19 protein-coding genes, 1 tRNA gene and 1 pseudogene are annotated in these 22870 nt (G+C 65.0%); 11 read left to right on the plus strand and 10 right to left on the minus strand.

Annotated elements, in window-relative coordinates:
• Window positions 1-118: 118 nt before the first annotated feature.
• Entirely contained in the window at window positions 119-1099 is a 981-nt protein-coding gene (locus XI09_RS12060; protein ID WP_271567034.1) for a helix-turn-helix transcriptional regulator, read from the plus strand.
• A gap of 137 nt (window positions 1100-1236) precedes the next feature.
• Window positions 1237-1470, plus strand: a complete 234-nt coding sequence (locus XI09_RS12065; RefSeq protein WP_271567035.1) for a hypothetical protein — start codon at window positions 1237-1239, stop codon at window positions 1468-1470.
• Window positions 1471-1526: 56 nt separating this feature from the next.
• Here XI09_RS12065 and XI09_RS12070 read toward each other — a convergent pair whose 3' ends face one another.
• The 5 genes from XI09_RS12070 to XI09_RS12090 form a co-directional block, all read right to left on the minus strand.
• The gene (locus XI09_RS12070; RefSeq protein WP_271567036.1) at window positions 1527-2474 is read right to left on the minus strand and encodes a fatty acid desaturase; all 948 of its coding nucleotides are present in this window, start codon (window positions 2472-2474) and stop codon (window positions 1527-1529) included.
• Window positions 2475-2489: 15 nt separating this feature from the next.
• Window positions 2490-3506, minus strand: coding sequence for an alpha/beta fold hydrolase (locus tag XI09_RS12075; protein WP_271567037.1), 1017 nt, complete (start codon window positions 3504-3506; stop codon window positions 2490-2492).
• Between the two features lie 157 nt (window positions 3507-3663).
• On the minus strand, window positions 3664-4467 hold the full coding sequence (locus tag XI09_RS12080; protein ID WP_271567038.1) for an MBL fold metallo-hydrolase: 804 nt from the start codon (window positions 4465-4467) through the stop codon (window positions 3664-3666).
• Between the two features lie 184 nt (window positions 4468-4651).
• The gene (locus XI09_RS12085) at window positions 4652-6265 is read right to left on the minus strand and encodes an acyl-CoA synthetase (protein WP_271567039.1); all 1614 of its coding nucleotides are present in this window, start codon (window positions 6263-6265) and stop codon (window positions 4652-4654) included.
• Window positions 6266-6316: 51 nt separating this feature from the next.
• Window positions 6317-7084: a FadR/GntR family transcriptional regulator gene (locus tag XI09_RS12090; RefSeq protein WP_271567040.1), complete on the minus strand. Its 768-nt coding sequence runs from the start codon at window positions 7082-7084 to the stop codon at window positions 6317-6319.
• Between the two features lie 166 nt (window positions 7085-7250).
• Between XI09_RS12090 and XI09_RS12095 the strand changes: the two genes are divergently transcribed.
• The 5 genes and pseudogenes from XI09_RS12095 to XI09_RS12115 all read left to right on the plus strand — a co-directional run bounded on the left by XI09_RS12095 (window position 7251) and on the right by XI09_RS12115 (window position 14227).
• Complete coding sequence (locus XI09_RS12095; RefSeq protein ID WP_271567041.1) at window positions 7251-8456, plus strand: ABC transporter substrate-binding protein; 1206 nt, start codon at window positions 7251-7253, stop codon at window positions 8454-8456.
• A 9-nt stretch (window positions 8457-8465) separates the two neighbouring features.
• Window positions 8466-9068: pseudogene (locus XI09_RS12100) on the plus strand (ATP-binding cassette domain-containing protein); the annotation flags it as partial.
• Between the two features lie 208 nt (window positions 9069-9276).
• Window positions 9277-10344 carry an HlyD family secretion protein gene (locus tag XI09_RS12105; protein WP_271567042.1) on the plus strand — a complete coding sequence of 356 codons (1068 nt, stop codon included), beginning with the start codon at window positions 9277-9279 and terminating at the stop codon, window positions 10342-10344.
• Window positions 10341-13112, plus strand: a complete 2772-nt coding sequence (gene rbbA / locus XI09_RS12110; RefSeq protein ID WP_271567043.1) for a ribosome-associated ATPase/putative transporter RbbA — start codon at window positions 10341-10343, stop codon at window positions 13110-13112. The genes XI09_RS12105 and rbbA overlap by 4 nt, the downstream gene beginning before the upstream one ends.
• A gap of 2 nt (window positions 13113-13114) precedes the next feature.
• A complete protein-coding gene (locus XI09_RS12115) occupies window positions 13115-14227 on the plus strand; it encodes an ABC transporter permease (RefSeq protein WP_271567044.1) in 1113 nt (370 codons plus the stop codon).
• 28 nt (window positions 14228-14255) lie between these two features.
• Here the strand turns inward: XI09_RS12115 and XI09_RS12120 are convergent, their stop codons facing one another.
• The 3 genes from XI09_RS12120 to XI09_RS12130 all read right to left on the minus strand — a co-directional run bounded on the left by XI09_RS12120 (window position 14256) and on the right by XI09_RS12130 (window position 16494).
• Window positions 14256-14744 carry a DUF2059 domain-containing protein gene (locus XI09_RS12120; RefSeq protein ID WP_271567045.1) on the minus strand — a complete coding sequence of 163 codons (489 nt, stop codon included), beginning with the start codon at window positions 14742-14744 and terminating at the stop codon, window positions 14256-14258.
• Between the two features lie 53 nt (window positions 14745-14797).
• Window positions 14798-16009 (minus strand): OpgC domain-containing protein, encoded by a 1212-nt coding sequence (locus XI09_RS12125; protein ID WP_271567046.1) that lies wholly within the window; start codon window positions 16007-16009, stop codon window positions 14798-14800.
• A 338-nt stretch (window positions 16010-16347) separates the two neighbouring features.
• A complete protein-coding gene (locus tag XI09_RS12130; RefSeq protein ID WP_271567052.1) occupies window positions 16348-16494 on the minus strand; it encodes a hypothetical protein in 147 nt (48 codons plus the stop codon).
• Between the two features lie 325 nt (window positions 16495-16819).
• Between XI09_RS12130 and XI09_RS12135 the strand changes: the two genes are divergently transcribed.
• Window positions 16820-17857 (plus strand): thermonuclease family protein, encoded by a 1038-nt coding sequence (locus XI09_RS12135; RefSeq protein ID WP_271567047.1) that lies wholly within the window; start codon window positions 16820-16822, stop codon window positions 17855-17857.
• Window positions 17858-17973: 116 nt separating this feature from the next.
• Here XI09_RS12135 and XI09_RS12140 read toward each other — a convergent pair whose 3' ends face one another.
• Window positions 17974-18726 (minus strand): SDR family NAD(P)-dependent oxidoreductase, encoded by a 753-nt coding sequence (locus XI09_RS12140; protein WP_271567048.1) that lies wholly within the window; start codon window positions 18724-18726, stop codon window positions 17974-17976.
• A gap of 94 nt (window positions 18727-18820) precedes the next feature.
• Between XI09_RS12140 and XI09_RS12145 the strand changes: the two genes are divergently transcribed.
• Entirely contained in the window at window positions 18821-19132 is a 312-nt protein-coding gene (locus XI09_RS12145; protein WP_271567049.1) for an ArsR/SmtB family transcription factor, read from the plus strand.
• 119 nt (window positions 19133-19251) lie between these two features.
• Here XI09_RS12145 and XI09_RS12150 read toward each other — a convergent pair.
• A tRNA-Met gene (locus XI09_RS12150) sits at window positions 19252-19328 on the minus strand.
• Between the two features lie 309 nt (window positions 19329-19637).
• Here XI09_RS12150 and XI09_RS12155 point away from each other — a divergent pair.
• A complete protein-coding gene (locus XI09_RS12155) occupies window positions 19638-21107 on the plus strand; it encodes a coniferyl aldehyde dehydrogenase (RefSeq protein WP_271567050.1) in 1470 nt (489 codons plus the stop codon).
• A 144-nt stretch (window positions 21108-21251) separates the two neighbouring features.
• On the plus strand, window positions 21252-22850 hold the full coding sequence (locus XI09_RS12160) for a GMC family oxidoreductase (RefSeq protein WP_271567051.1): 1599 nt from the start codon (window positions 21252-21254) through the stop codon (window positions 22848-22850).
• The last annotated feature ends 20 nt before the right edge of the window (window positions 22851-22870 follow it).

Below are 22870 nucleotides of genomic sequence, written 5' to 3' on the forward strand. Positions count from 1 at the left end.
AGCCAACTCCAGACCCGAAGCCCGATCCCGGGCCTCTCGACCTGTCAGTCGACAAAGGGGTTATCACACAGCCTGGGCCCATACCTGACATCCTGTGTCAGGTATGGTTTAAGGGATCATGCGCGCGAGCCGGATGCTGTCGATCCTCACCACCCTCCAGGCCAGGGGGCAAGTCACCGCGCCCGAGCTCGCGGAAGCCTGCGAGGTGTCGGTGCGCACGATCTATCGCGACATCGACGCGCTCGCGGCATCAGGCGTCCCTGTTTACGCCGACCGCGGCGCGGAGGGCGGCTATCGCCTGCTCGATGGCTATCGCGTGCGGCTGAACGGCCTGTCGCAGAACGAGGCGGAAGCGCTGTTCCTGACCGGGTTGCCGGGACCGGCGGCAGCGCTCGGGCTGGATGCAGCGATGATCGCCGCGCAGAACAAGCTGATGGCGGCGCTGCCCGCCAATCTGCGCGAGGACGCCGGGCGGATGCAGGAGCGCTTTCATCTCGACGCGCCCGGCTGGTTCGGCGAGGCGGAAGAACCAAAGCACCTGCGCACCATCGCCGGTGCGGCGCTGCGCGGGACGCTGATCAAGATCCGCTACCAGAGCTGGCGCGCCGAAAAGCAGCGCCGCGTGGCGCCGCTCGGGCTCGTGCTGAAGGGCGGCAGCTGGTACCTCGCAGGGCAGGTCGACGGCAGCGTGCGCACTTATCGCGTCGCGCGCGTGCTCGATTGCACGGCGCTCGACGATCGCTTCGATCGTCCCGCCGATTTCGATCTCGCCGCCTATTGGCAGGCCGCGACGCTGCGCCTCGAGGCGGAGATGCATCCCAATGTCGCGGTCGTGCGGCTGTCCCCGTTCGGCGTCAAGCTGCTCGACGCGCTGAGCCAGCCTTACGTCAAGGCGCGCACGCAGATTGAAGACGCTGCCGACGCGCATGGTTGGCGTATTGCCAGAGTGCCGACCGGCAAGACGTCATGGCACGCCGCGGCCGAATTGCTGCGGCTCGGTCCCGAGGCCGAGGTGCTGGAGCCCGCCGATCTCCGCGAGAAGATGGCCGAGCTGACGCAGGCAATGGCCGCGCGCTATCGCGCGGCGCGGAAAGCATGACGGCGGCGCAGCTTGCCGCAGCCGACGAAACAATCCTGAAACACGATTCTCAGCCCGCGCCGTGAACGCATTCGCATTTCGAGCCGACGGAGATGCAGGGACACAACAACGGCCTTGCGCCATACTGGAGAATGAAGATGTTTCGTAAGCTTGCACTCGGTCTGATCGCTGCCGGCACGCTCGGCGTTGCCGCTCTCGCGCCCAGCGCCGCCTCGGCCCACGGTTTCCACCATCACTGGGGTCCCGGCTGGGGCTTCGGCGGAATCTACGTCAACACCGGCGTCAACAACTGCTACCAGGAGCGCGTCGTCCGGACCCGCCACGGCCTGCGTGTTCGCGTCGTGAATGTCTGCGCCTACGGGATCTACTGATACCTGGCGCCGTCGACAAAGCCCTGATCGCTCCGCGATCGGGGTTTTGCTTTTGCCTAGCCGGCCTGCCGCTGCCGGCGAAACCAGGCCCAGGTCTCGCGCGTCGTCGCGATGTAGCCGCGGCCGCGATAGACGATCTCGCCGTCAACGATCTCGTTCAGCTTCGGCAGGGCGTGGAAGGGTATCGAGGGATAGGCGTGATGCTCGACGTGGTAGGGCATGTTCCACGCGAACCATTTCACGATCGCGGCGGTGTAGGTGGTGCGCGTGTTCTGGAAGGCGCTGCGGGTGCGGTCGCAGCCAGTGTGCTCGGCATAGAGATAGGGCCGCAGGAAGAACTGCCCGATGACAAGCGGCACGATCCAGACCCAGAGCAGCAGCGCTGAGGAGAACCACAGCGAGAGCGCGAGCAGGAGCGCATAGAGCGCAGCATAGGCGCGCGCCTCGCGCACGATGGTGGCGCGCTTGTTTTCGGGAATCCAGGGCACTGTGACCTTGCCGGTGACAGCATGGCCGAACATCAGCCGGAGACGGCCGGCGACCTGGAGCAGGCCGCTATAGGCGATCGCAAGCTGCGTGTCGGATTTCGGCTTCACGCCGACGATCAGCTCCGGGTCCTTGTCCGGATCCTGGGTGTAGCGGTGATGGTCCCAGTGAAACAGGCAGTAATATTCGTAAGGCTGTCCGATGATGAAGGCCGAGGGATAGCCGACGGCGAGATTGAGGCCACGGCTCCTGAACGCGGTCTTGTGCGCGGTCTCGTGCAGCGCCATGAACAGGAAGGCGACGAAATAGCCCTGCACCGCCATCAGGGGCAACGCCCACAACACGCCCCAGACTGAAGAGACCTTCCAGACCAGCGCGCCGACCAGCACGACCAGGCTGTAATGGCTGAGGCTTTTCGCGGCCCCCCTGAGATTGGAGCGCACGGACAATTCACGCAGCATCGCCGGCGTGAGCGGCTTCAGGCGATGGCTCGGCTCTGAAACGGTTGCGTCAGTCATGATCGGGGGCCTGCCTTACTTGCTGAGAAGCTCTGCGATCTCGGCCTTGAGGAAGGCCCGGTCGCGCGGATTGTTGACGGGGTTGCCGGCGCGATGGCCGTGCAGCGACGGGATCGGATGCAGCACCGCCGATTTCGCGTTGGCCAGCCGGCCGAGCTCGTCCTCGTTGTCGCGGACGTCGAAATAGCGATCGGTGGCGCCCGGCATCAGCAGCATGTGCGCCTTGATCGCGGCGAGCGCCCGATCGAGATCGCCGCCGAATGCGGCGCAGCGGCTGATATCGCCGCTCTGCCAGATGCCGATCTGCGCCAGCAGGTCGTTGGCATCGCGCCGCGCGAACGTCGCGTCCCACCCACGGACGAGATAGTCCTCGAGCGAGGTGAAACCGGCCTCGCGCCAGAGCTCGTCGCGATAGTAGCCGTGCGACATCGCCCAGCCGGCATAGACGCGCCCCATGGCCCGATAGCCGACGGTGGGCTTCTCGACGAAACGGCCGTCACGGAAGGCGGGATCGCCTGATAGCGCGGCCTTCACGCTTTCGAGGAAAACATAGTTATAGGGCGCGCAACGCGCACTGCCGCAGACCACCGCGGCGCGCTCGACCATCTCGGGATGAGAGGCGGCCCAATGATAGGCCTGCATGCCGCCCATCGACCAGCCATAGACCAGCGCGAGCTTCGAGATGCCGAAGCGCCCGGTGAGGAGGCGGTGCTGGACCGCGATCGCGTCGTGGTAGGTGAGCTCAGGGAACGGGCCAGCCGTGTTCGACGGCGAAGACGACAGGCCGTTGCCGAACAGATTCGGGATGATGATGAAGTAGCGTTCGGGATCGAGCACGCCGCCGGGCCCGATCAGCCATTCGGTGTCGTAATGCTGCGCGCTGAACGAGGTCGGGTAGAGGATGACGTTGTCTTTGGCCGGGCTCAGCGCGCCGTATGTCTTGTAGGCAAGCTTCATCGAGGGGAAGACGGCCCCGGACTGGAGCGTGACGTCGCCGGCCTCGAAGATCTCGTAGTCGCCCTGCGCCGTCATGCGTTCAACTCCGCTCACGCGGCCGCAGAACGCGCCGCTGAAATGGCGATGCATCGATCATGCCGGGCCGTTCACGCATCATTGCGTCGCGCTTAATAACTGTACAAATAGTACATATATTAACAGGCGGCAAGATAAATCTGGTGGGTTCGCCGGCTCAGGCGATGGCTGCCAGATAGCGCGCGACAGACGCCGCGAATGCGGCCTTGGCCCCGGTGGCGATATTGCGCCTCCACCAGGCGCCATAGATGCGGTCGAAGGCGAACGGCTCGACAACGCCAGCGATCCGCCGCACCGCGGCCGCATTGAGTGGCATGTAGTTCGGATAGGAGTACATGAAGCTGACGAAGCGGCGGTCCATCGTCACCTGCGCGATGTCGCCGGTGAGCAGCGCCCCCTTGCCGTCCGCACCCTGCCGCCAGTGCAGCATGGTCGCACCGGCGAAATGGCCGCCGCTGCGCAGCAGCACCACGTCGTCGGAGATGCGATGGCTGTCGCCGGTCCAGTGCACGATCGACGCGTGCGGTCGCGTCACCCATTCGCGGTCATCCGCGTGCAGATAAACCGGGATACCGCCGAACGCGTCACTCCAGTCGGCGAGCGCGCCATAGTAGTGCGGATGCGAGATCGCGATCGCCTTCAGCCCGCCGAGCGAGCGCACATGCGCGATCACCTCCGGCGTCGCCAGCGGCACGCAATCCCACATCATGCAGCCGTCTGCGAGCGGCACGAGCAAGGCGCGCTGGCCGATGGCGAAGCTCGGCTCGAGCGAGAGGCCGGTCAGGCCGAGATCGTCGCGCCAGACGACGCGGTGGCGTTCCGCCAACGCCTCGCGGGTGAGGAAGGTCTGCCCTTTCCAGCCCACGAATTGCCGTTCGTCCTCGCAGACCGGACAGGACGCGGGCGGATCTCCGCTGGCCGGGAATTGCGCGCCGCAGGTTTCGCAGGTCCAGAGGGGCATGATGAAGGCTCCATTGCGGGATGCAGCACCCTATTGCCTCAAGCCCGTCATTGCGAGCGCAGCGAAGCAATCCAGAGATGCGTCCGCGGAAAGACTCTGGATTGCTTCGCTGCGCTCGCAATGACGATGTGGATGCTAAGCTGCCTCAAGCCGACCCGAGTCTCGCGGAGACTTCCTTCGCCCCTCACGTCCCGAAATTCTTCTGGATCGCCTTGTCGAGCGTCTCGCCGCCGACGAAGCGCTGGCGCAGCTCGCGCTTGAGCAGCTTGCCGCTCGGGTTCTTGGGCAGCGCGTCGACGAAGATGACCCGCTTGGGCACCTTGAAATGCGCCATCTGGCCGGCGCAGTGCTTGATGACGGATTCTTCGTCGAGCTTCTCGCCGCTCTTGACCACGACGATCGCGGTGACCGCCTCGATCCAGCGCGGATCGGGCAGGCCGACGACGGCAACCTCCGACACCGCCGGGATGCGGTAGACCATCTCCTCGACCTCGCGGCTCGCGACATTCTCGCCCCCGGTCTTGATCATGTCCTTGACGCGGTCGACCACGGTGATGTGGCCCTCTTCATCGACGGTGGCGAGATCGCCGGAGTGAAACCAGCCGCCGGAGAACGCCGCTGCGGTCTTGACGGGATCGTTGTAATAGCCGGACAAGAGGTGCGGCGAGCGGTGCACGATCTCGCCGACCTCGCCGACCTTGACGTCCTCCATCGAACTATTGACCACGCGCGTCTCGACGTTCAGCACCGGCTTGCCGGCCGAGCCGGCCTTGCGCAGCTGGTCCTCGGGGCGCAGCACGGTCGCGAGCGGCGCGATCTCGGTCTGGCCGTAGAAGTTCCAGAACTTGACGTTGGGCAGGCGGCGCTGCAGCTCGAGCAGCACCTCGACCGGCATGATCGAGGCGCCGTAATAACCCTTCTGAAGCGTCGACAGATCGGTCTTGTCGAAATTGGGCGAGCGCAGCATCGCGATCCAGATCGTCGGCGGCGCGAAGAAGGACGTGATCCTGTGCGCCTGGATCAGCGCCAGGATGTTGTCGGCGGTCGGCTTGCCCGTGATCTCGCCGGAGGCGCCGAGATAGACTTGCGGCCCCAGGAACACGTCGAGCTGGGCGCAATGATAGAGCGGCAGCGCATGCAGGAACTTGTCGTCCACGCTCATGCCGCCGTCGATGATGCAGCTGACATATTGCCACATCACCGCTTCATGGGTCAGCATCGCGCCCTTGGGCAGCGATTCCGTGCCGCTGGTGTAGACGATCTGCGCGAGGTCGCGGCTGTCGACCGACGCCTCCAGGAACGAGCCGTCGGGGCTGAGCAGATCGTCGAAGGTGGTGAGCCCGGCCGGCGCGGTGGCGGGATCCTCGCCCGGCAGCCAGATCATCGTCTCGACCGCACAGTCCTTGGCCGAGGCGGCACGCGCGGGCTCGACGAAATCAGGTCCGGTCGCGAGCAGCTTTGCGCCGGAGCTCTTCAGGATGAAATTGATCTCGTCCGGATTGAGCATGAAATTGATCGGCACCAGCACCGCGCCGATTCGCGCCACCGCGAAGCGCAGCGCGGCAAAGGCGTGCGAGTTGCGCGAGAGCACGGCGAGGCGATCGCCCTTCTTGACGCCGAGGCCGAGCAGGCCGCGGCCGAGCCGGTTGCAGATCGCGTCCATCTCGGCAAAGGTCCAGCTCACGCTGCCGCAGCTCACTGCGAGTTTGTTCGGCTCACGCCCTGCCGAACGGCGCAGGAGATCGCCGATGGAATGCTCGCGCGCTTTCGAGATGGTGGCTGCGATGTCGCCGGTCATGTGTCCCTCCGCTTGATGTCTTTGTTTGTTGATTACTGAATCTTCGCGGCGCTATCTGCGCCGGGCCGCCTGCGCGTGCTCCATGTACATGTGCTCGACGGACCGATCGAGCGAGGCGATCTTCTCGAAGCCGCGCCGCCAGTCCTGCAAGTGCCGGCGGGTCCAGAGCACGCCGGCCTCGCGGTCGCGGCGGCGGATCGCATCGATCAGATGGCGGTGCGCGGCGACGAGGCGCGGGCCGCCTTCGGCCACACCGGTCACGATCATCTCGGTGGTCGGATAGAACAATTGCGCCGCGGGCTCGCGCGCGAGCTGGAGCACGCGGTTTTGCGACGCCTTGGCGACCAGCACGTGGAATTCGGCGTCGCATTCGGCAAGCGCCGCGGGATCGCCGACCACCGCCTCGCTGCGCGCGAGATTGTCGGTGAGCTCGGCGATGTTCTCTTCGGTCGCCCGCTCCACCGCGCCCTCGATGCTGGCGACCTCCAGCGTCATCGAAGCCTCGTAGAGCTCGCGGAAGGTCACCTCGTGCAGCACCAGCGCGCGGCTGAGACGGCTTGCAAGCTTGGTATAGCGCGGCAGGCAGGCGTGCAGGCGGCGCGAGGAATCGCGGCTGATCAGCCCACCCTCCTCCAGCACGCGGATGCCTTCGCGAATGGTCGAGCGGTTGACGCCGAACTGCCGCACCAAATCGTGCTCGGTGCCGATGGGGTCGCCCGGCTTGATACGACCATTGACGATCTCGCGCTCGATGGCGTCGGCGACCTTCTGATAGGCCGGCGCGACATCGATCGGACGGAACAGTGGCGCTAAAGGCAATTTGGCCCCCAATGGCGATTGTCCGACAAACTATAGGGATATCTCAGGAACGCGTCAAACTGCGTCGTACATGCCGCAGATGCAACAAATTGACTCCTGCGGAACCCGCCCCTAACTTTGTCGGACAAAGGGACAGAATAGTCCCGCACAAGAAGGAAACGTATCCATGAGACCTATCGCAGCACTCGTGTCTGCGGCCGGCCTGCTGTCGGCTGCCCTGATCGTCCCCGCTTCCGCCCAGCAGACCCCGCTCAAGATCGGCGTGCTCTCCGACTTCTCCTCGGTCTATTCCGACATCGGTGGCATGGGGAACGTCGAGGCCACCAGGATGGCCATCGAGGATTTTGGCGGGCAGATGTTCGGCAAGCCGATCGACATGGTCTCGGCCGACGTGCTCAACAAGCCCGACGTCGCCTCCACCATCGCCCGCAAATGGTGGGAGACCGAGGGCGTCGACATGATCATCGATCTGCCGACCTCGGCCACCGCGCTCGCGGTGATGGAGCTGTCGAAGCAGTACGAGAAGATCATGATCGTGACGGATGCGGCGAGCTCCGACATCACCGGGAAGTCCTGCTCGCCCTACACTGCGCACTGGACCTACGACACCTACGCCAACGCCCACACCGTCGGCAGCGCCATCGTCAAGAACGGCGGCGACAGCTGGTTCTTCCTCACGGCCGACTACGTGTTCGGCCATTCGGTCGAGCGCGACACCGGCGACGTCGTGAAGGCCGCCGGCGGCAAGGTGCTCGGCAGCGTCAAGCATCCGCTCAACACGGCGGACTTCTCGTCCTTCCTGCTCCAGGCCCAGGCCTCCAAGGCCAAGATCATCGGGCTTGCCAATGGCGGCGGCGACACCATCAACGCGATCAAGCAGGCCGGCGAGTTCGGCATCGTCGCCGGCGGCCAGAATCTGGCGGCGATCGTGATGTTCATCTCCGACGTGCACAGCCTGGGGCTGAAGCTCGCGCAGGGGCTGATCATCACCGAGGCCTATTACTGGGACCTCAACGACAAGACCCGCGCCTTCGGCAAGCGCTTCCTGGAGCGCGTCAAGCGCATGCCGACGATGAACCAGGCGGCGACCTACAGCGCGACGCTGCATTACCTCAAGGCCGTGCAGGCCGCCGGCACCAAGGACACCAAGACCGTGATGGCCAAGATGCGCGAGCTGCCGGTGAAGGATGCCTTCACCGACAACGGCACACTGCGCGAGGACGGGCGCATGGTCCATAGCATGTACCTGTTCCAGGTGAAGAAGCCCGAGGAATCCAAGAGCCCGTGGGACTATTACAAGCTGCTCGCCGAAGTCCCGGCCGACCAGGCCTTCCGGCCCCTGAAGGATGGCGGCTGCCCGCTGCTGAAGTAACGCCTTGCGCTCGTCTCCGGCGTGCTGAAGCGCGACTTCTTCCACGGCGGCGAGATCCTGCTGCACGACAAGCCGGTGCGCTACCGGGTGCCCGCGCCGGCGGTCAAGGCCGGCATCGCCTATGTCACCGAGGATCGCAAGGTCGAGGGCTTCTTCGAGACGTCCTCGATCGCGCGCAACATCTATCTCGGACTTCTGTCAAAATTTCCCAAGGGCCGCATGATGCTGTCGCGGCGGGAAACCGACATCATCGGCAAGACCTGGATCGAGAAGCTCAGGGTTCGCGCCATCGGCGACCACGGCAGGGTGGTCGAGCTGTCCGGCGGCAATCAGCAGAAGGTCGTGATCGCCAAATCGCTGGTGCAGGAGCCCGACCTGATCGTCTTCGACGAGCCGACCCGCGGCGTCGACGTCGGCGCCATCGTCGAGATCCACGAGCTGATCAATCAGCTCGCCGACGAGGGCAAGGCCGTCGTGGTCATCTCGTCCTATTTGCCCGAGATCATGGCCCTCTCCGACCGAATCCTGGTCTCACGTCAGGGCAAGGTCGTGGAGGAATTCTCCGCGCTGGACGCGACGGAGGGAAGGATCATATACGCGGCCATTCACTAGGCGCCGCCAGAGCGCTCCAGGCCAGTCGACTGCCCGAACCTTGGGCAGAGGCAACGGTCGCGCAATCTGATCTGCGTCAAGTTGCGCTGCAAAAATCGCGGCAATGTTGGGCCAGCCTCGGCTGCGCGGCTTCCACCTCGGAGGCATCCGTAGCGGCCGGGCGTTCGTGTCTCAGCATGTGGGCGCCGCGGCGCGGCGTTGTGAACAGATGAACTTCACTCCGGGTCGCGTCGTCGCCGCGATCGCCATCCTCCTCGCAGGCGGCGGCTATTACTACTGGCAGCACCGCGATTCCAACACGCTGCCGGCAGGCTTCGCCCGCGGCAACGGCCGCATCGAAGCGGTCGAGATCGACATCGCCACCAAGACGCCGGGTCGGATTCGCGAGATCCTGGTCAACGAAGGTGATTTCGTGAACGCCGGCCAGGTTCTGGCGCGGATGGACACCGAGCAATTGCAGGCGCAGCGCCGCCAGGCCGAAGCGCAGCTCCAGCGCGCCTCCATCAATGTCGAGACCGCGAAGAGCCTGGTGAACCAGCGCGAGGCCGAACGCAAGGCTGCGGAGGCCGTGGTCGACCAGCGCATCGCCCAGCTCGACACCACCAGCCGCAAGCTCGATCGCTCCGAGCAATTGATCAGGACGAATGCGGTGTCGCAACAGGTGCTGGACGACGACCGCTCCGCCAACGCAACGGCCAAGGCGGCACTTGCCGCCGCCCAGGCCCAGGTCGCGGCCTCCGAGGCCGCGATCAGCTCCGCACGCGCCATGGTGATCGATGCCGGCGCCTCGGTTGACGCCGCCAAGGCCGCGATCGAAAGCATCAATGCCGACCTCGACGACAGCGTGCTGAAGGCGCCGCGCGAAGGCCGCGTACAGTATCGCGTCTCGCAGCCGGGCGAGGTGCTCGCGGCCGGCGGCCGCGTCCTCAACATGGTCGATCTCGGCGACGTTTACATGACGTTCTTCCTGCCGACGGCGGATGCCGGCCGCGTCGCGATCGGCGCCGAGGTCCGCCTCGTGCTCGACGCCATCCCGCAATACGTGATCCCCGCCAAGGCCACCTTCGTCGCCGACGTCGCGCAATTCACGCCCAAGACCGTCGAGACCGAGGAGGAACGCCAGAAGCTGATGTTCCGCATCAAGGCGCATATCGCACCCGAGCTGCTGCGCCAGCACATCGAGCATGTGAAGACCGGCCTGCCCGGCATGGCCTATGTACAGCTCGATCCGGCCGCGCAATGGCCCGACAATCTCAAGATCAAGCTGACCCGATGAGCGCGACTGCCGCAGCCGACGCAACGGCCGGGCCCGGCAGCGTGGTGCATCTCGCAGGCGTGGGCCTGAGCTACGGCAAGACCCGCGCGCTGGATGGCATCACGCTCGACGTGCCATCCGGCGGCATGATCGGATTGATCGGGCCCGATGGCGTCGGCAAATCCAGCCTGCTCGCACTGGTCGCCGGCGCGCGCGAGATCCAGCAGGGACGCATCCACGTGCTCGGCGGCGACATGGCGAGTTCGCGCCATCGCCGCACGGTCTGTCCTGATATCGCCTATATGCCGCAGGGGCTCGGCAAGAATCTGTATCCGACGCTGTCGGTGTTCGAGAACATCGACTTCTTCGGCCGCCTGTTCGATCACGACAAGGCGGAGCGGAGCAGACGGATCGCAAGCCTTCTGCGCGACACCGGACTCACCCCCTTCGCCGACCGCCCGGCCGCAAAGCTCTCCGGCGGCATGAAGCAGAAGGTGGGCCTGTGCTGCGCCCTGATCCACGATCCCGAGCTGCTGATCCTCGACGAGCCGACGACGGGCGTCGATCCCTTGTCGCGGCGCCAGTTCTGGGAGCTGATCGCCTCGATCCGCAACGGCCGGCCCGGCATGAGCGTGATCGTCTCGACCGCCTATATGGAGGAGGCCGCGCAATTCGACTTCCTGATCGCGATGAACGCCGGCCGCGTGCTGGCGACGGGAACGCCCGCCGCGCTCAAGCGCCAGACCGGCGCCGACACGCTCGACGACGCCTTCATCCGTCTCTTGCCGGAGGCAGATCGCGGCAATTACACCGGCGTCGTCATTCCGCCGCGCAGCGCGGACCATGACGAGATCGCGATCGAGGCGGACCACCTGACCCGTCGGTTCAACGACTTCGTCGCCGTGGACGATGTGAGCTTCCGCATCAGGAAGGGCGAGATCTTCGGCTTCCTCGGCTCGAACGGATGCGGCAAGACCACGACCATGAAGATGCTCACCGGCCTGTTGCCCGTGAGCGAAGGCAATGCGCGACTGTTCGGCAATGCGATCGATGCCGGCGACATGTCCGTGCGCCGCCGCATCGGCTACATGTCGCAGGGCTTCTCGCTCTATTCGGAGCTGACGGTCACCCAGAATCTCGATCTGCATGCGCGTCTGTTCGAGCTGCCGGCAGAGACCATCGCCGCGCGCATCCACGAGATGATCACCCGGTTCGATCTGGCCGAGGTGGCCGACGCTCTGCCCGATGGGTTGCCGCTCGGCCTGCGGCAGCGGCTGTCGCTGGCGGTCGCCATGATCCATGCGCCCGACATCCTCATTCTCGACGAGCCGACCTCCGGGGTCGATCCCGTCGCCCGCGACCGCTTCTGGCAGATTCTCGCCGAGCTCTCGCGCAAGGACAATGTCACGATTTTCGTCTCGACCCATTTCATGAACGAGGCCGAGCGCTGCGACCGGATCTCGCTGATGCATGCGGGCAAGGTGCTGACGTCGGACACGCCTGCCGCGATCGTGGCCGCGCGCGGCACCGCCACGCTGGAGCAGGCCTTCATCGCCTGCCTCGAAGAGGCGATCGCCGATACGGCGGATGCGGCCGGCCCGCCTGCGGCCGCATCGCCCGCGCCGGCTGCGACCGCCGCGCCACCGCGCAAGCGCAGCGCGACGTTCAATCCGACCCGCATGCTGGCCTATTCCCGGCGCGAGGCGCTCGAGCTGCGTCGCGATCCGATCCGCGCCACGCTCGCGATCCTCGGCAGCGTGCTGCTGCTGTTCGTGCTCGGCTACGGCATCAGCATGGACGTCGAGAACCTGACCTTCGCCGTGCTCGACCGCGACGACAGCGCCATCAGCCGCGACTACAGCCTTCAGATCGCGGGGTCGCGCTACTTCACCGAAAAACCCCCGATCACGGATTACGCCGATCTCGACCGCCGCATGCGCGCCGGCGAGATCGGCCTTGCCATCGAGCTGCCGCCCGGCTTCGGCCGCGACGTCAGCCGCGGCCGCCATGTCGAGATCGGCGCCTGGGTCGACGGCGCCAACCCCACCCGTGCCGAGACGCTGCGCTCCTACGCCCAGGCGATCCACGCCAACTGGCTCGCGCAGAAGGGCCGCGAGCTCTATGGCGAGGCGGCGATCGCCGGCTCCTACCAGCTCCAGCTGCGCTACCGCTACAATCCCGACGTCAGGAGCGTCGTCGCCATGGCGCCCGGAATCATCCCGCTGCTCCTGGTCATGATTCCGGCGGTGCTCGCCGCGCTCGCGGTGGTGCGCGAGAAGGAGCTCGGCTCGATCGTCAATTTCTACGTGACGCCGGTGACGCGGCTGGAATTCCTGCTCGGCACGCAGCTGCCCTATGTCGTGCTGGCCTTCGGCAACTTCCTGCTCCTCGTCGGCTTCGCGCTCGCCGTCTTCGGCGTGCCCTTCACCGGCAGCTTTCCGACCTATGCGCTCGCCGCCCTGCTCTATGTCACCGCCACGACCGGCATGGGGCTGGTGATCTCGGCCTTCATGAACAGCCAGATCGCGGCGCTGTTCGGCACCGTGCTGATCACGCTGATCCCGGCCATCCAGTATTCCGGGCTGATCGATCCGGTTTCATCGCTCCAGGGGCTGGGCGCGCTGGTCGGGCGGCTCTATCCCACCACCTATTTCGTCACGATCTCGCGCGGCACCTTCTCCAAGGGCCTTGGTTTCGAGACTCTCCACAACGATCTCCTGGCGCTCGCCATCATGATCCCGGTGCTGGTGGCAGCCGGCGCAATGCTGCTGAGGAAACAGGCCCGCTGACCATGCGCATCGACAACGTGCTTCAGCTCGGCATCAAGGAATTGCGCGGCCTCGTGCGCGACCCGATGCTGCTCGTGCTCATCGTCTACTCCTTCACGCTGGCGGTCTATGCAGGCGCCAAGGCACTGCCGGAAACGTTGAACCGCGCCGCGATCGCCATCGTCGACGAAGACCATTCGCCGGTCTCGACCCGCATCGAGATGGCGTTCACACCACCCTACTTTTCCGAGCCGCGCCTGATCTCGCAATACGAGATGGACCGGCGGATGGACGCGGGCCTCGATACCTTCGCGCTCGACATCCCGCCGGACTTCCAGCGCGACCTGCTGGCGCGGAAGTCGCCGACGATCCAGCTCAACGTCGATGCGACGCGGATCTCGCAGGCCTTCAACGGCGGCGGCTATGTCGAGCAGATCGTCAGCGCGGAGATCGCCGAATTTCTGGCGCACACGCGCAATCCACAGGCCGCGCCGATCGAGCTGGCGCTGCGGGCGCGGTTCAACCCGGAACTGAAGAAATCGTGGTTCGGCGCCATCGACCATGTCATCACCTCGATCACCATGCTTTCGATCATCCTCACCGGCGCAGCGCTGATCCGCGAGCGCGAGCACGGCACGATCGAGCACCTGCTGGTGATGCCGGTCACGCCATTGGAGATCATGGTGAGCAAGGTCTGGTCGATGGGAGCGGTGGTGCTGGTCGCCTCCGCCTTGTCGATCGTCTTCGTGGTCAAGGGATGGCTGGCGGTCACCATCGACGGCTCGGTGGCGCTGTTCCTCGTCGGCGCGGCGCTACAGCTGTTCGCCACCACCAGCATGGGCATCTTCCTCGCCACCGTCGCCGGGTCGATGCCGCAGTTCGGGCTGCTGCTGATCATGATCCTGCTACCGCTGCAAACCCTGTCGGGCAGCATGACGCCGCGGGAGAGCATGCCGCAATTCGTTCAGGACATCATGCTGGCGGCGCCCAACACGCATTTCGTGATGCTCGCGCAGGCGATCCTGTTCCGCGGCGCGGGGCTGGAGGCCGTCTGGCCGCAGCTCGTCGCGCTCGCACTGATCGGTGTCGTTTTCTTCCTGATCGCACAGCGCCGGTTTCGCGCGTTTCTGGCCTAGGCACGACGCGGCCGGCGCACCGCCCGCCTCAGAGCTTGTGCCCCTTCTGCCGCAGCGCCTCGATCAGGCGCTGCTTGAGCTCATCGGCCGCCTTCTGGCTGACGTCCTGGCCGATCTGCATGCTCGCTTGCGCCAGCGCGTCCGACTTCTCCAGAAACTTCCGTCCGGCCGGCTGGGCACAGAACGCCTCGATCTGGCGCAGCTCATCGACGGTAAAGCTGGCGGCGTAGAGAGCCGCGATCTGATCGATCATCGAGGTGACGAACGGAGCGTAGATCTCGGAGCCAGGCGCCGTCAGCGCATCATAGTCACGCTCGATCTCCGGCCTGTCCTGGGCGACCACGGGCCTGAGCTTGAGCAGGAGCTGCGGCAGCAGCGTACGATACTGGTCCGCGATCTTCAGCGTGACCACGAGCTTGCGTGCCGCATTCATCGCCTCGGGCGACGGTGCCTGTGCGGAGGCGCCACAGACCAGGAACAGGAGAGCGCCGGCGATCGTCAACAAACGTCTGGACATGAACCTCTCCGTTGGATCTCTCCGTGAGATGGCGGGCTGGCGCCACGATGCTTTCAGCGGCTCGCGGGGGTGGCGGCCGTGGCCGGAGCGCCTTCGACTGTGGGCTCGGTATCCTCGACCTCCGTCACCTTCACGAACAGGCTGGGCACGCGTTTGGCACGATCGAGCAGCCAGGCGGCGCCGATCATGATGACGATACCGGCGACGGAGACGGCGAGCTGCTCCCAGACGCCCTTGGTGTATTGCGTCAGGATCCAGTGCGCGGAGAACGACAGGAACACCCCCAAGCAGAAGATCGGCAGCGAATGCTGGCCGCAGAGGATGACGGGGCGCAGCCAGGGTCTGTGCAGCAACCGCCATTTGCGCGAGATGAAATGGGTGACCCAGATCGCCAGCGCCAGGAAATGCGTGAAGCGCAGCATGTCGAGATCGGTCTTGTCGATCGGGTAGATCGCCTTGATCATCCATTTCGGGATCAGGGCCTCGAGCGCGGGCACGTGCCAGGTCATCACGATCAGGAGCGCGAAGGCGAGCCAGGCCGCCGCGAGCGTCATCGCCGCCTTCGACCACACCCATTTCGCGATCTTCCCGATCTGGCCGATGCCGCACCAGGCCGCGAACACGAACATCAGCTGCCAGCAGAACGGGTTGAAGTACCATTTCGTGCCGGGCGGATAGGAGGCGATGTTCCAGTCGAACCAGCGCGACAGCACATAGAGCACCACGGAGGCGGCGAGCGTCAGGTTCGGCCGCCGCACCAGGCACCAGACGATGAAGGGCGAGGCGAACACCAGCGCGATGTAGAGCGGCAGCACGTCGAGATTGACCGGCTTGTATTTCAGGACGATCGCCTGCCCGATCAGCTCGTCCGGATGCGACAGGAAATTGAACACGTTGAACTCGTGCTCGTACATCGGATTGTCGAAGCGGCGCGCGGTGCGCGCGATCTGCGCCGTGAACAGCAGGAACAGCATGATGTGGGCGACGTACATCTCGGCGGCGCGACGCCACAGCCGCTTCAGCGCGGCGAGAAACCAGCCGCCGGCGATGATCGGCCCGTAGATCCAGCCGACGAGGTAGCCGGAGATGAAGACGAAGAACTCGGCGGCGTCGCTGAAGCCGTAATTGCGCAGCGTCAGCCAGGCCACGACGTCGTGCGGGATGTGGTCGAGGAAGATCATCCACAGGCCGATGCCGCGGAAGAGATCGAGCCGCAGGTCGCGCTCGATCGGCGCCAGGAGTGCCGATTGGTCCCGTGTGATCATGGCCCCGCCTCTTCCGGTGGGCGTCGCGCCATGGCGGCGCCGGCAAATTGGAACGCTAAAAAATCTGCATCAAAAGATCACCTGGCCCTGCGGCTAGCTGACTGCCAACGGTAGCCGACCCAGATGTCCGCGCAAGAGACTTCGTCGTCACGGGCGGCGGGACCGCCGCCGGGCCGCGCCGAACCGGCGGCCGGCTCACAAAAACATCGAAAACAACCCCATGCACAGTAGAAGCGGCACGCTAAGTCATTGTTTTATCTATGAAATAAAAATGACATATCGGGCCGGACAATCGCCACGACGGTACGATCGCACGCCAGGCGGATTGAACGGCAAGGTCAGGTGAGCTCGTCGCCCCGGGCGAGCATTTCGTTGAGCATCGCCTCCGCCTTCTGCTTCAGCGGCAGCGCGCCGCTGTCGGACGCGATCGCGACCGCAGCGCGGAGCGCGGCCTTGTTCTCCTCGCCCGCGGGCGGCGTCACCACGGCTTCGCCGAACAGGGCCTCGGCTGTGAGATCAGGCGCCGACGCTGCTCCATCTGACGATGGTCTGTCCGCACAGATCCTGATTCCGGGCGGGACCAGGCGCGGTCGTTTTCGCACCGAACGAAGATGGTCCGTCGTCGCCACAGCATACGTTGCACGACGGACCAACCATGCCTTCGCTCGCTCGGCTCGAAGGCCGCGCCCGCACTGTCTCGCCGCCACGCCTCGTCATGGGCCTGTCGCACGAAAATGATCCGCTCCTTCCAGCTGCGCGTGCGAGTCGCCCGCCTGAGGCGATCGTCGCGCCCGTTGACAGGAGCGGCCGATGCCCGTGGGACTGCTGGAGGTCGAAGGCACCATCGAGGTCAGCCAGTTCTGGCCGGAGGGCCGGTCGGATGCCGACACCACCAAGGTCGTGGTGGCCGTCGCGCCCGATGCGATCCGCTTCCGCAAGAACGACACCTCGCCATTCCAGACGACCCATGTCTTCGACAATGCCAAGGTCAAGGGCCGAACCAACACGGCGCCGATCAAGAACGGCAAGCTGACCGTTCGCCTTCAGGGCATCGACGCGCCGGAGCTGCACTACCAGCCGTCGCCGCTGTCGCCGGCCGAGAAGAAGGGCCTGACGGATGCCAAACGGCAGGCCTATCACGAGGTCACGCACCCCTACCGGCAATTCCTCGGCGCGACGTCGAGCAAGGCGCTGCATGATTTCCTCAGCCGTGCCGGCGGACCGACGCTGGCCTGCCGGGTGTTCACCCATGTCGATGCGCCGAACGAGGTGTTCGACACCTATGGACGGCTGGTCGGCGACATCGAGGTGACGGTCGCGAACCGGACGGTCGACATCAACCACTGGCTGGTCGAGGAGGGCTTTGCCTATCCGACGTTCTACTCCTCGATGAACGACGACGAGATCAAGGCCTTCCTCGCCCTCGCCAAGACCGCGCGGACGAAGAAGCTGCTGGTCTGGAAGCATCTCGCCAAGACCATCCCCGCCTTCGACTTCGACCTGCGCGAGCCCAAGACAAACGAGACAGATGTGCTCGCGACCGACAAGGGCCCGGTAATCATGCCAAAGCTCTACCGCCGCTACACCAACTGGTCGGCGCGCAAGAAGGCGAAGGTGACCAGCCAGAATTTCCAGAAATACTTAAGCGAAGGCTCCGGCGGCAAGCCCGACACCTGCTACGCGATCGACGACTTCCTGACCAACGGCGTGCACTCGGCGACGCCGCGGAATTTTGCGGAATTCGTCGTAGGCGGGAAGACGATCAAGTTTCAGCCGGAAGGGCTGGTGTTCGGCGAGGCGCCGTCGATGCTGGTGGGGGCGGACAACAAGCCCATCCTCCATTTCTGACGCTTGCCTGTCGCCAAACAAAAATGGCCCGCATCCATGCGGGCCATTTTCCCATCCAAAGCTGTGAAGTCCGAACTTGGCCTTCAGCGACGTCGCGCCGCCAGAGCGCCTGCTCGTTAGCGAAGGCCGCCGGTGACGTGAAGTGTCTCGCCGGTGACATACGATGCGTCGTCCGATGCGAAGAAGGCCACCGCGGCAGCGATCTCCTCGACCTTGCCGATGCGGCCAAGCGGGGTGGTGGATTCGATCCAGTTGCGCATGTCGCCCTCGTGCAGGCCGGCCGACACGACGCCTTCGGTGGCGATCATGCCTGGATTGACGGCGTTGACGCGAATCTTGCGCGGCGCCAGCTCCTTCGCCAGCACGGCGGAGATCGCATCCACCGATGCCTTCGTCGCGGTGTAAACGGCGGTGTTCGCCGGCGCGATGGTCGATACGCCGGAGCTGATGTTGATGATACTTCCGCCATTGGCGTTGAAGTGCTTCGCCGCTTCACCCGAGACCAGCAGCAGGCCAAGCACATTGAGGTCGAAATGCTTGTGGAAATGCTCAGGCGTGATGGCCTCGAGCGAGGCGAACTCGTAGATGCCCGCGTTGTTGACGAGGATGTCGATCGCACCGAACGCCTTCACGGTCTCCGCGACGACGCTCTTCACGTCCTTGGCGTCGGCCAAGTTGCCATGGACCGCGACGGCTTTGCCCCCCTTGGCGATGATGGCGGCGACCACGCGGTCGGCGGCCTGCTTGCTGGAGCTGTAATTGACGGCAACCGCCGCACCCTCAGCCGCAAGCCGGGCGGAGATTTCGGCACCGATGCCTTTGGATGCGCCGGTCACGAGCGCAACTTTTCCTTCAAGTCTCTTGGTCATCGCATGTCTCCGTTGCTCGGCGGGATGCCGATATTCAATAGTTCAATACTATTGAACTATTGGACCAGTTCAAGGGACGTGCTATATTTTGGGCATGGCGCAGTTCGTTCACCCGGCGCGGGAGGAGATTACACTGGCCGGGGTGCTCGGCGCCCTCGCGGATCCCATGCGGCTGCGTATCGTCAAGAGTCTGGCCGCGCAGAACGATTGCATGTCGTGCACCGAAGCGGCGCCTTGCCCTGATATGGCGAAGTCGACCCTGTCGAACCATTTTCGCATTCTGCGGGAGGCCGGCCTGATCCGGACGTCAAAGCAAGGCGTCCAGCACCGCAACGTGCTGCGCGAAGAGGACATCAACGCGCGGTTTCCGAAACTGCTGAAGATGATTCTGAGCTTTCCGGACTGAGGGCATTCGCGCACGCCTGCTCACGGTATGGCCGGTGTTTCCACACGGAGCGCTGGTCAAACAAAAATGGCCCGCATCATGCGGGCCATTTTCGTATCGGAACCGGCGAAGTCCGAATTTGGTTGCGGGGATAGGATTTGAACCTATGACCTTCAGGTTATGAGCCTGACGAGCTACCGGGCTGCTCCACCCCGCGTTAAACCGTTGCGCGCCTTCGTCAAATGCCGGGGACGATGAGGTAAGGCCGGCGCTGTTCGCGTGGCTTTTCTCTTCCGTCCCAAAGGCTTCCTTGGAAGGCAACCCCGGGCAAAGCCCGTCGGGTGCGGGGGGTATGTACCAACCCGGGCTGCCTTTGGAAAGGGCTGCGGGGACGTTTTTTTCGACTTTATGACAGGCAGATGGACCGGATTCCGGCCCGCCAGCCGCGCTCTTGCCAGAAGTTCCGCAAAGGACCAGCTTGCGGCAACAAAACCAAGGGCGAAACGCCATTTTGGGGAGGAACGCCATGGGCCAGATCAGGGACCAGATCTTCGACCGATCTTTGGACCGATCGCTGGCGAGCGCCCCGCTCCGGGCCCTCGACGACGCCTTCCACGCCATGGTCGCGCGGTCGCGGGCGGAGCCGGCCGCCGATCTGGCCGGGCGGCTCGACCGGCTGGCGCGGCTGCGGGCCGTGGTCGCTGATAATGAGGAGCGTTTCCGGCAGGCTATCTCGGCCGATTTCGGCCACCGCTCGGCAGTCGAGACCACCATTGCCGAGGCGATGATGGTGTTCTCCGAGATCCGGCACGCGTCAAAACACCTGAAGGGCTGGATGGCGCCGCAGCGCATCGCCACCGCGCTGCAATTCCTGCCCGCGCGCAACCGGCTGATCCCGCAGCCGCTCGGCGTCGTCGGCATCATCGCGCCCTGGAATTATCCGCTCCAGCTGACGCTCGCGCCCGCGATCGGCGCCATTGCCGCCGGCAACCTGGTCATCATCAAGCCGAGCGAGCTGGTCCCCCACTTCTCGGCGCTGCTGAAGGAGACGGTCGCGGAGAGGTTCGATCCGACCGAGCTGCTCGTCACCGGCGTCGAGGACGAGATCGCCAAGGCCTTTGCGTCGCTGCCGTTCGATCATCTCGTCTTCACCGGCTCGACCCGGGTCGGGCGGCTGGTCGCGGAGGCCGCGGGGCGCAATCTCACGCCGGTCACGCTCGAGCTCGGCGGCAAGTCGCCAGCGATCATCGATCAATCCGCTGATCTCGAGGAGGCGGCCGAGCGCATCGCCTACGGAAAACTGCTCAATGCCGGGCAGACCTGCATCGCGCCGGATTACGTGCTGGTGCCGGAGCACTCGTTGCAGGCCTTCGCCGAGAAGGTGCGCGCGCAGATGCGGCGCATGTTCGGCACCGATCCCGCGAACAAGGACTACACCTCCGTCATCTCCGACCGGCATTACGCGCGGCTGGAGGGTCTCGTCGCCGATGCCGCCCAGCGCGGCGCAAAGATCCTGCAACCGGCAAGGGCCGACGATCCCAACTGGAAGGCGCACCGCAAATTCCCGCCGACGCTGATCCTCAGTGCCACCGAAGACATGGCGGTGATGCAGGAGGAGATCTTTGGGCCTGTGCTGCCGGTGCTGGGCTATCGCGAGCCAGCCGACGCCATCGCGTTCGTCAACCGCCGCGACCGGCCGCTCGCGCTCTACTGGTTCGGCAAGGACCGCGAGGCGCGCGACGCGGTGCTGGCGCGCACCGTCTCCGGCGGCGTCACCGTCAACGACTGCCTGTTCCACTTCGCGCAAGTGAACCAGCCGATGGGCGGCGTCGGCGCATCCGGCACCGGCGCCTATCACGGCGAATGGGGCTTCAAGACGTTCAGCAAGCTGAAGCCGGTGTTCTACCGCTCGAAATTCAACCGCCTCGCCGACCTCTACCCGCCCTATGGCGGCAAGATCGCGCGGCTGGAGAAGTTGATGCGGTTCATGTCGTAGCTATCCGTCATTCCGGGGCGCGCGCAGCGCGAGCCCGGAATCCATTTGTCCGCATCAATGGTGGTGGGATGGATTCCGGGCTCGCGACATCGTCGCGCCCCGGAATGACGACCGACAAGAAGACTCTCAAAGGGGGAAACAACATTGACTGACACATTCGATTTCGTCGTCGTGGGCGCGGGCTCCGGCGGCTGCACCGTTGCGGGGCGGCTGTCGGAGGATGCGGCAACGTCGGTGGCGCTGCTCGATGCGGGCGGACGGAACGACAGTTGGCGGATCACCACGCCATTCGGGCTCGCTTTGCCATACCGCGCGGCCAACTGGGCGTTCGATACTGTGCCGCAGAAGGGATTGAACGGCCGCATCGGCTATCAGCCACGCGGCAAGGGCCTCGGCGGTTCCTCGGCGATCAACGCGATGGTCTACATCCGCGGCAACAAATGGGACTACGACCACTGGGCCTCGCTCGGCAACGCCGGCTGGTCGTATGCGGATGTGCTGCCCTACTTCAAGCGCTCGGAGAACAACGCCGATTTCGACGGCGAATATCATGGCAAGGGCGGCCCGCTGCATGTCAACAAGCTGCGCTCGGACAATCCGATCCATGACGTCTTCCATCAGGCTGCGCGCGAGGCGCAGTTCCGCATCCGCGAGGACTTCAATGAAGAGGACCATGAAGGGCTCGGCAGCTACCAGGTGACGCAGCGCAATGGCGAGCGCTGGAGCGCGGCGCGCGCCTATGTGGATCCCCACATGGGCAAGCGGGCGAATCTGCGCGTCGAGACGCAGGCGCATGCCACGCGCATCTTGTTCGAAGGTAGGCGCGCAGTAGGCGTCGAGTACCGGCAGGGCAAGGAGCTGAAGCAGCTCCGCGCCCGCCGCGAGGTGATCCTCGCCTCCGGCGCCTTCCAGTCACCGCAGTTGCTGATGCTGTCGGGCGTCGGCGACGGCGATGCGCTTGCCGCGCACGGCATCGGCGGCGTGCATCACCTGCCGGGCGTCGGGCGCAATCTGCAGGACCATCCGGATTTCGTGTTCGTCTACGCCTCCGACTATCCGCACTTCGTTCACTCGTCACTCGGCCGGCTGCCATCCCTGCTGCGCGCGATCCAGCGGTACCGCCGCGAGCGACGCGGCCTGATGACCACCAATTTCGCCGAGTGTGGCGGCTTCTTGAAGACGCAGGCCCACCTCGACGTGCCCGACATTCAACTGCACTTCATCATCGCGATGCTCGACGACCACGGCCGCAAGAAGCACAAGGAAGCGGGCTTCTCATGCCATGTCTGCCTGCTCAGACCGAAGAGCCGCGGCAGCGTCTGGCTGAAGAGCGCCGATCCGCTCGCAGCACCCATGATCGATCCGAACTTTTTGGGCGAGGCGGAGGATCTCGAGACGATGGTCGCGGGCTTCAAGACCACGCGACGGCTGATGGAGACGCCTGCGATGCGCGCGTTGCAGAAGAAGGACATGTTCACGTCCGATGTGAAAACGGACGACGACATCCGCGCCATCCTGCGCAATCGCGTCGACACCGTCTATCACCCCGTCGGCACCTGCAAGATGGGCACGGACGCGATGGCGGTGGTCGATCCGCAATTGAAGGTGCACGGCGTCGAGGCCTTGCGCGTCGTCGACGCCTCGATCATGCCGACGCTGATCGGCGGCAACACCAACGCGCCGACGATCATGATCGGGGAGAAGGCGGCGGATATGATCCGGGGGGAGATGCGGGCAAATTAGCGCGACGCTCTCTCCGCATC

Source organism: Bradyrhizobium sp. CCBAU 11386 (assembly GCF_028128955.1).
Lineage (GTDB): Bacteria > Pseudomonadota > Alphaproteobacteria > Rhizobiales > Xanthobacteraceae > Bradyrhizobium.

Bases quoted from the DNA above. Each gene is read 5' to 3' on its own strand.
- XI09_RS12115 (WP_271567044.1), top strand. From the start codon at position 13,115: ATGCGCATCGACAACGTGCTTCAGCTCGGCATCAAGGAATTGCGCGGC.
- XI09_RS12145 (WP_271567049.1), top strand. From the start codon at position 18,821: ATGGCGCAGTTCGTTCACCCGGCGCGGGAGGAGATTACACTGGCCGGG.
- XI09_RS12075 (WP_271567037.1), bottom strand. From the start codon at position 3,506: ATGACGGCGCAGGGCGACTACGAGATCTTCGAGGCCGGCGACGTCACG.
- XI09_RS12070 (WP_271567036.1), bottom strand. From the start codon at position 2,474: ATGACTGACGCAACCGTTTCAGAGCCGAGCCATCGCCTGAAGCCGCTC.
- XI09_RS12125 (WP_271567046.1), bottom strand. From the start codon at position 16,009: ATGATCACACGGGACCAATCGGCACTCCTGGCGCCGATCGAGCGCGAC.
- XI09_RS12060 (WP_271567034.1), top strand. From the start codon at position 119: ATGCGCGCGAGCCGGATGCTGTCGATCCTCACCACCCTCCAGGCCAGG.
- XI09_RS12140 (WP_271567048.1), bottom strand. From the start codon at position 18,726: ATGACCAAGAGACTTGAAGGAAAAGTTGCGCTCGTGACCGGCGCATCC.
- XI09_RS12080 (WP_271567038.1), bottom strand. From the start codon at position 4,467: ATGCCCCTCTGGACCTGCGAAACCTGCGGCGCGCAATTCCCGGCCAGC.
- rbbA (WP_271567043.1), top strand. From the start codon at position 10,341: ATGAGCGCGACTGCCGCAGCCGACGCAACGGCCGGGCCCGGCAGCGTG.
- XI09_RS12105 (WP_271567042.1), top strand. From the start codon at position 9,277: ATGAACTTCACTCCGGGTCGCGTCGTCGCCGCGATCGCCATCCTCCTC.
- XI09_RS12155 (WP_271567050.1), top strand. From the start codon at position 19,638: ATGGGCCAGATCAGGGACCAGATCTTCGACCGATCTTTGGACCGATCG.
- XI09_RS12095 (WP_271567041.1), top strand. From the start codon at position 7,251: ATGAGACCTATCGCAGCACTCGTGTCTGCGGCCGGCCTGCTGTCGGCT.
- XI09_RS12065 (WP_271567035.1), top strand. From the start codon at position 1,237: ATGTTTCGTAAGCTTGCACTCGGTCTGATCGCTGCCGGCACGCTCGGC.
- XI09_RS12135 (WP_271567047.1), top strand. From the start codon at position 16,820: ATGCCCGTGGGACTGCTGGAGGTCGAAGGCACCATCGAGGTCAGCCAG.
- XI09_RS12085 (WP_271567039.1), bottom strand. From the start codon at position 6,265: ATGACCGGCGACATCGCAGCCACCATCTCGAAAGCGCGCGAGCATTCC.
- XI09_RS12120 (WP_271567045.1), bottom strand. From the start codon at position 14,744: ATGTCCAGACGTTTGTTGACGATCGCCGGCGCTCTCCTGTTCCTGGTC.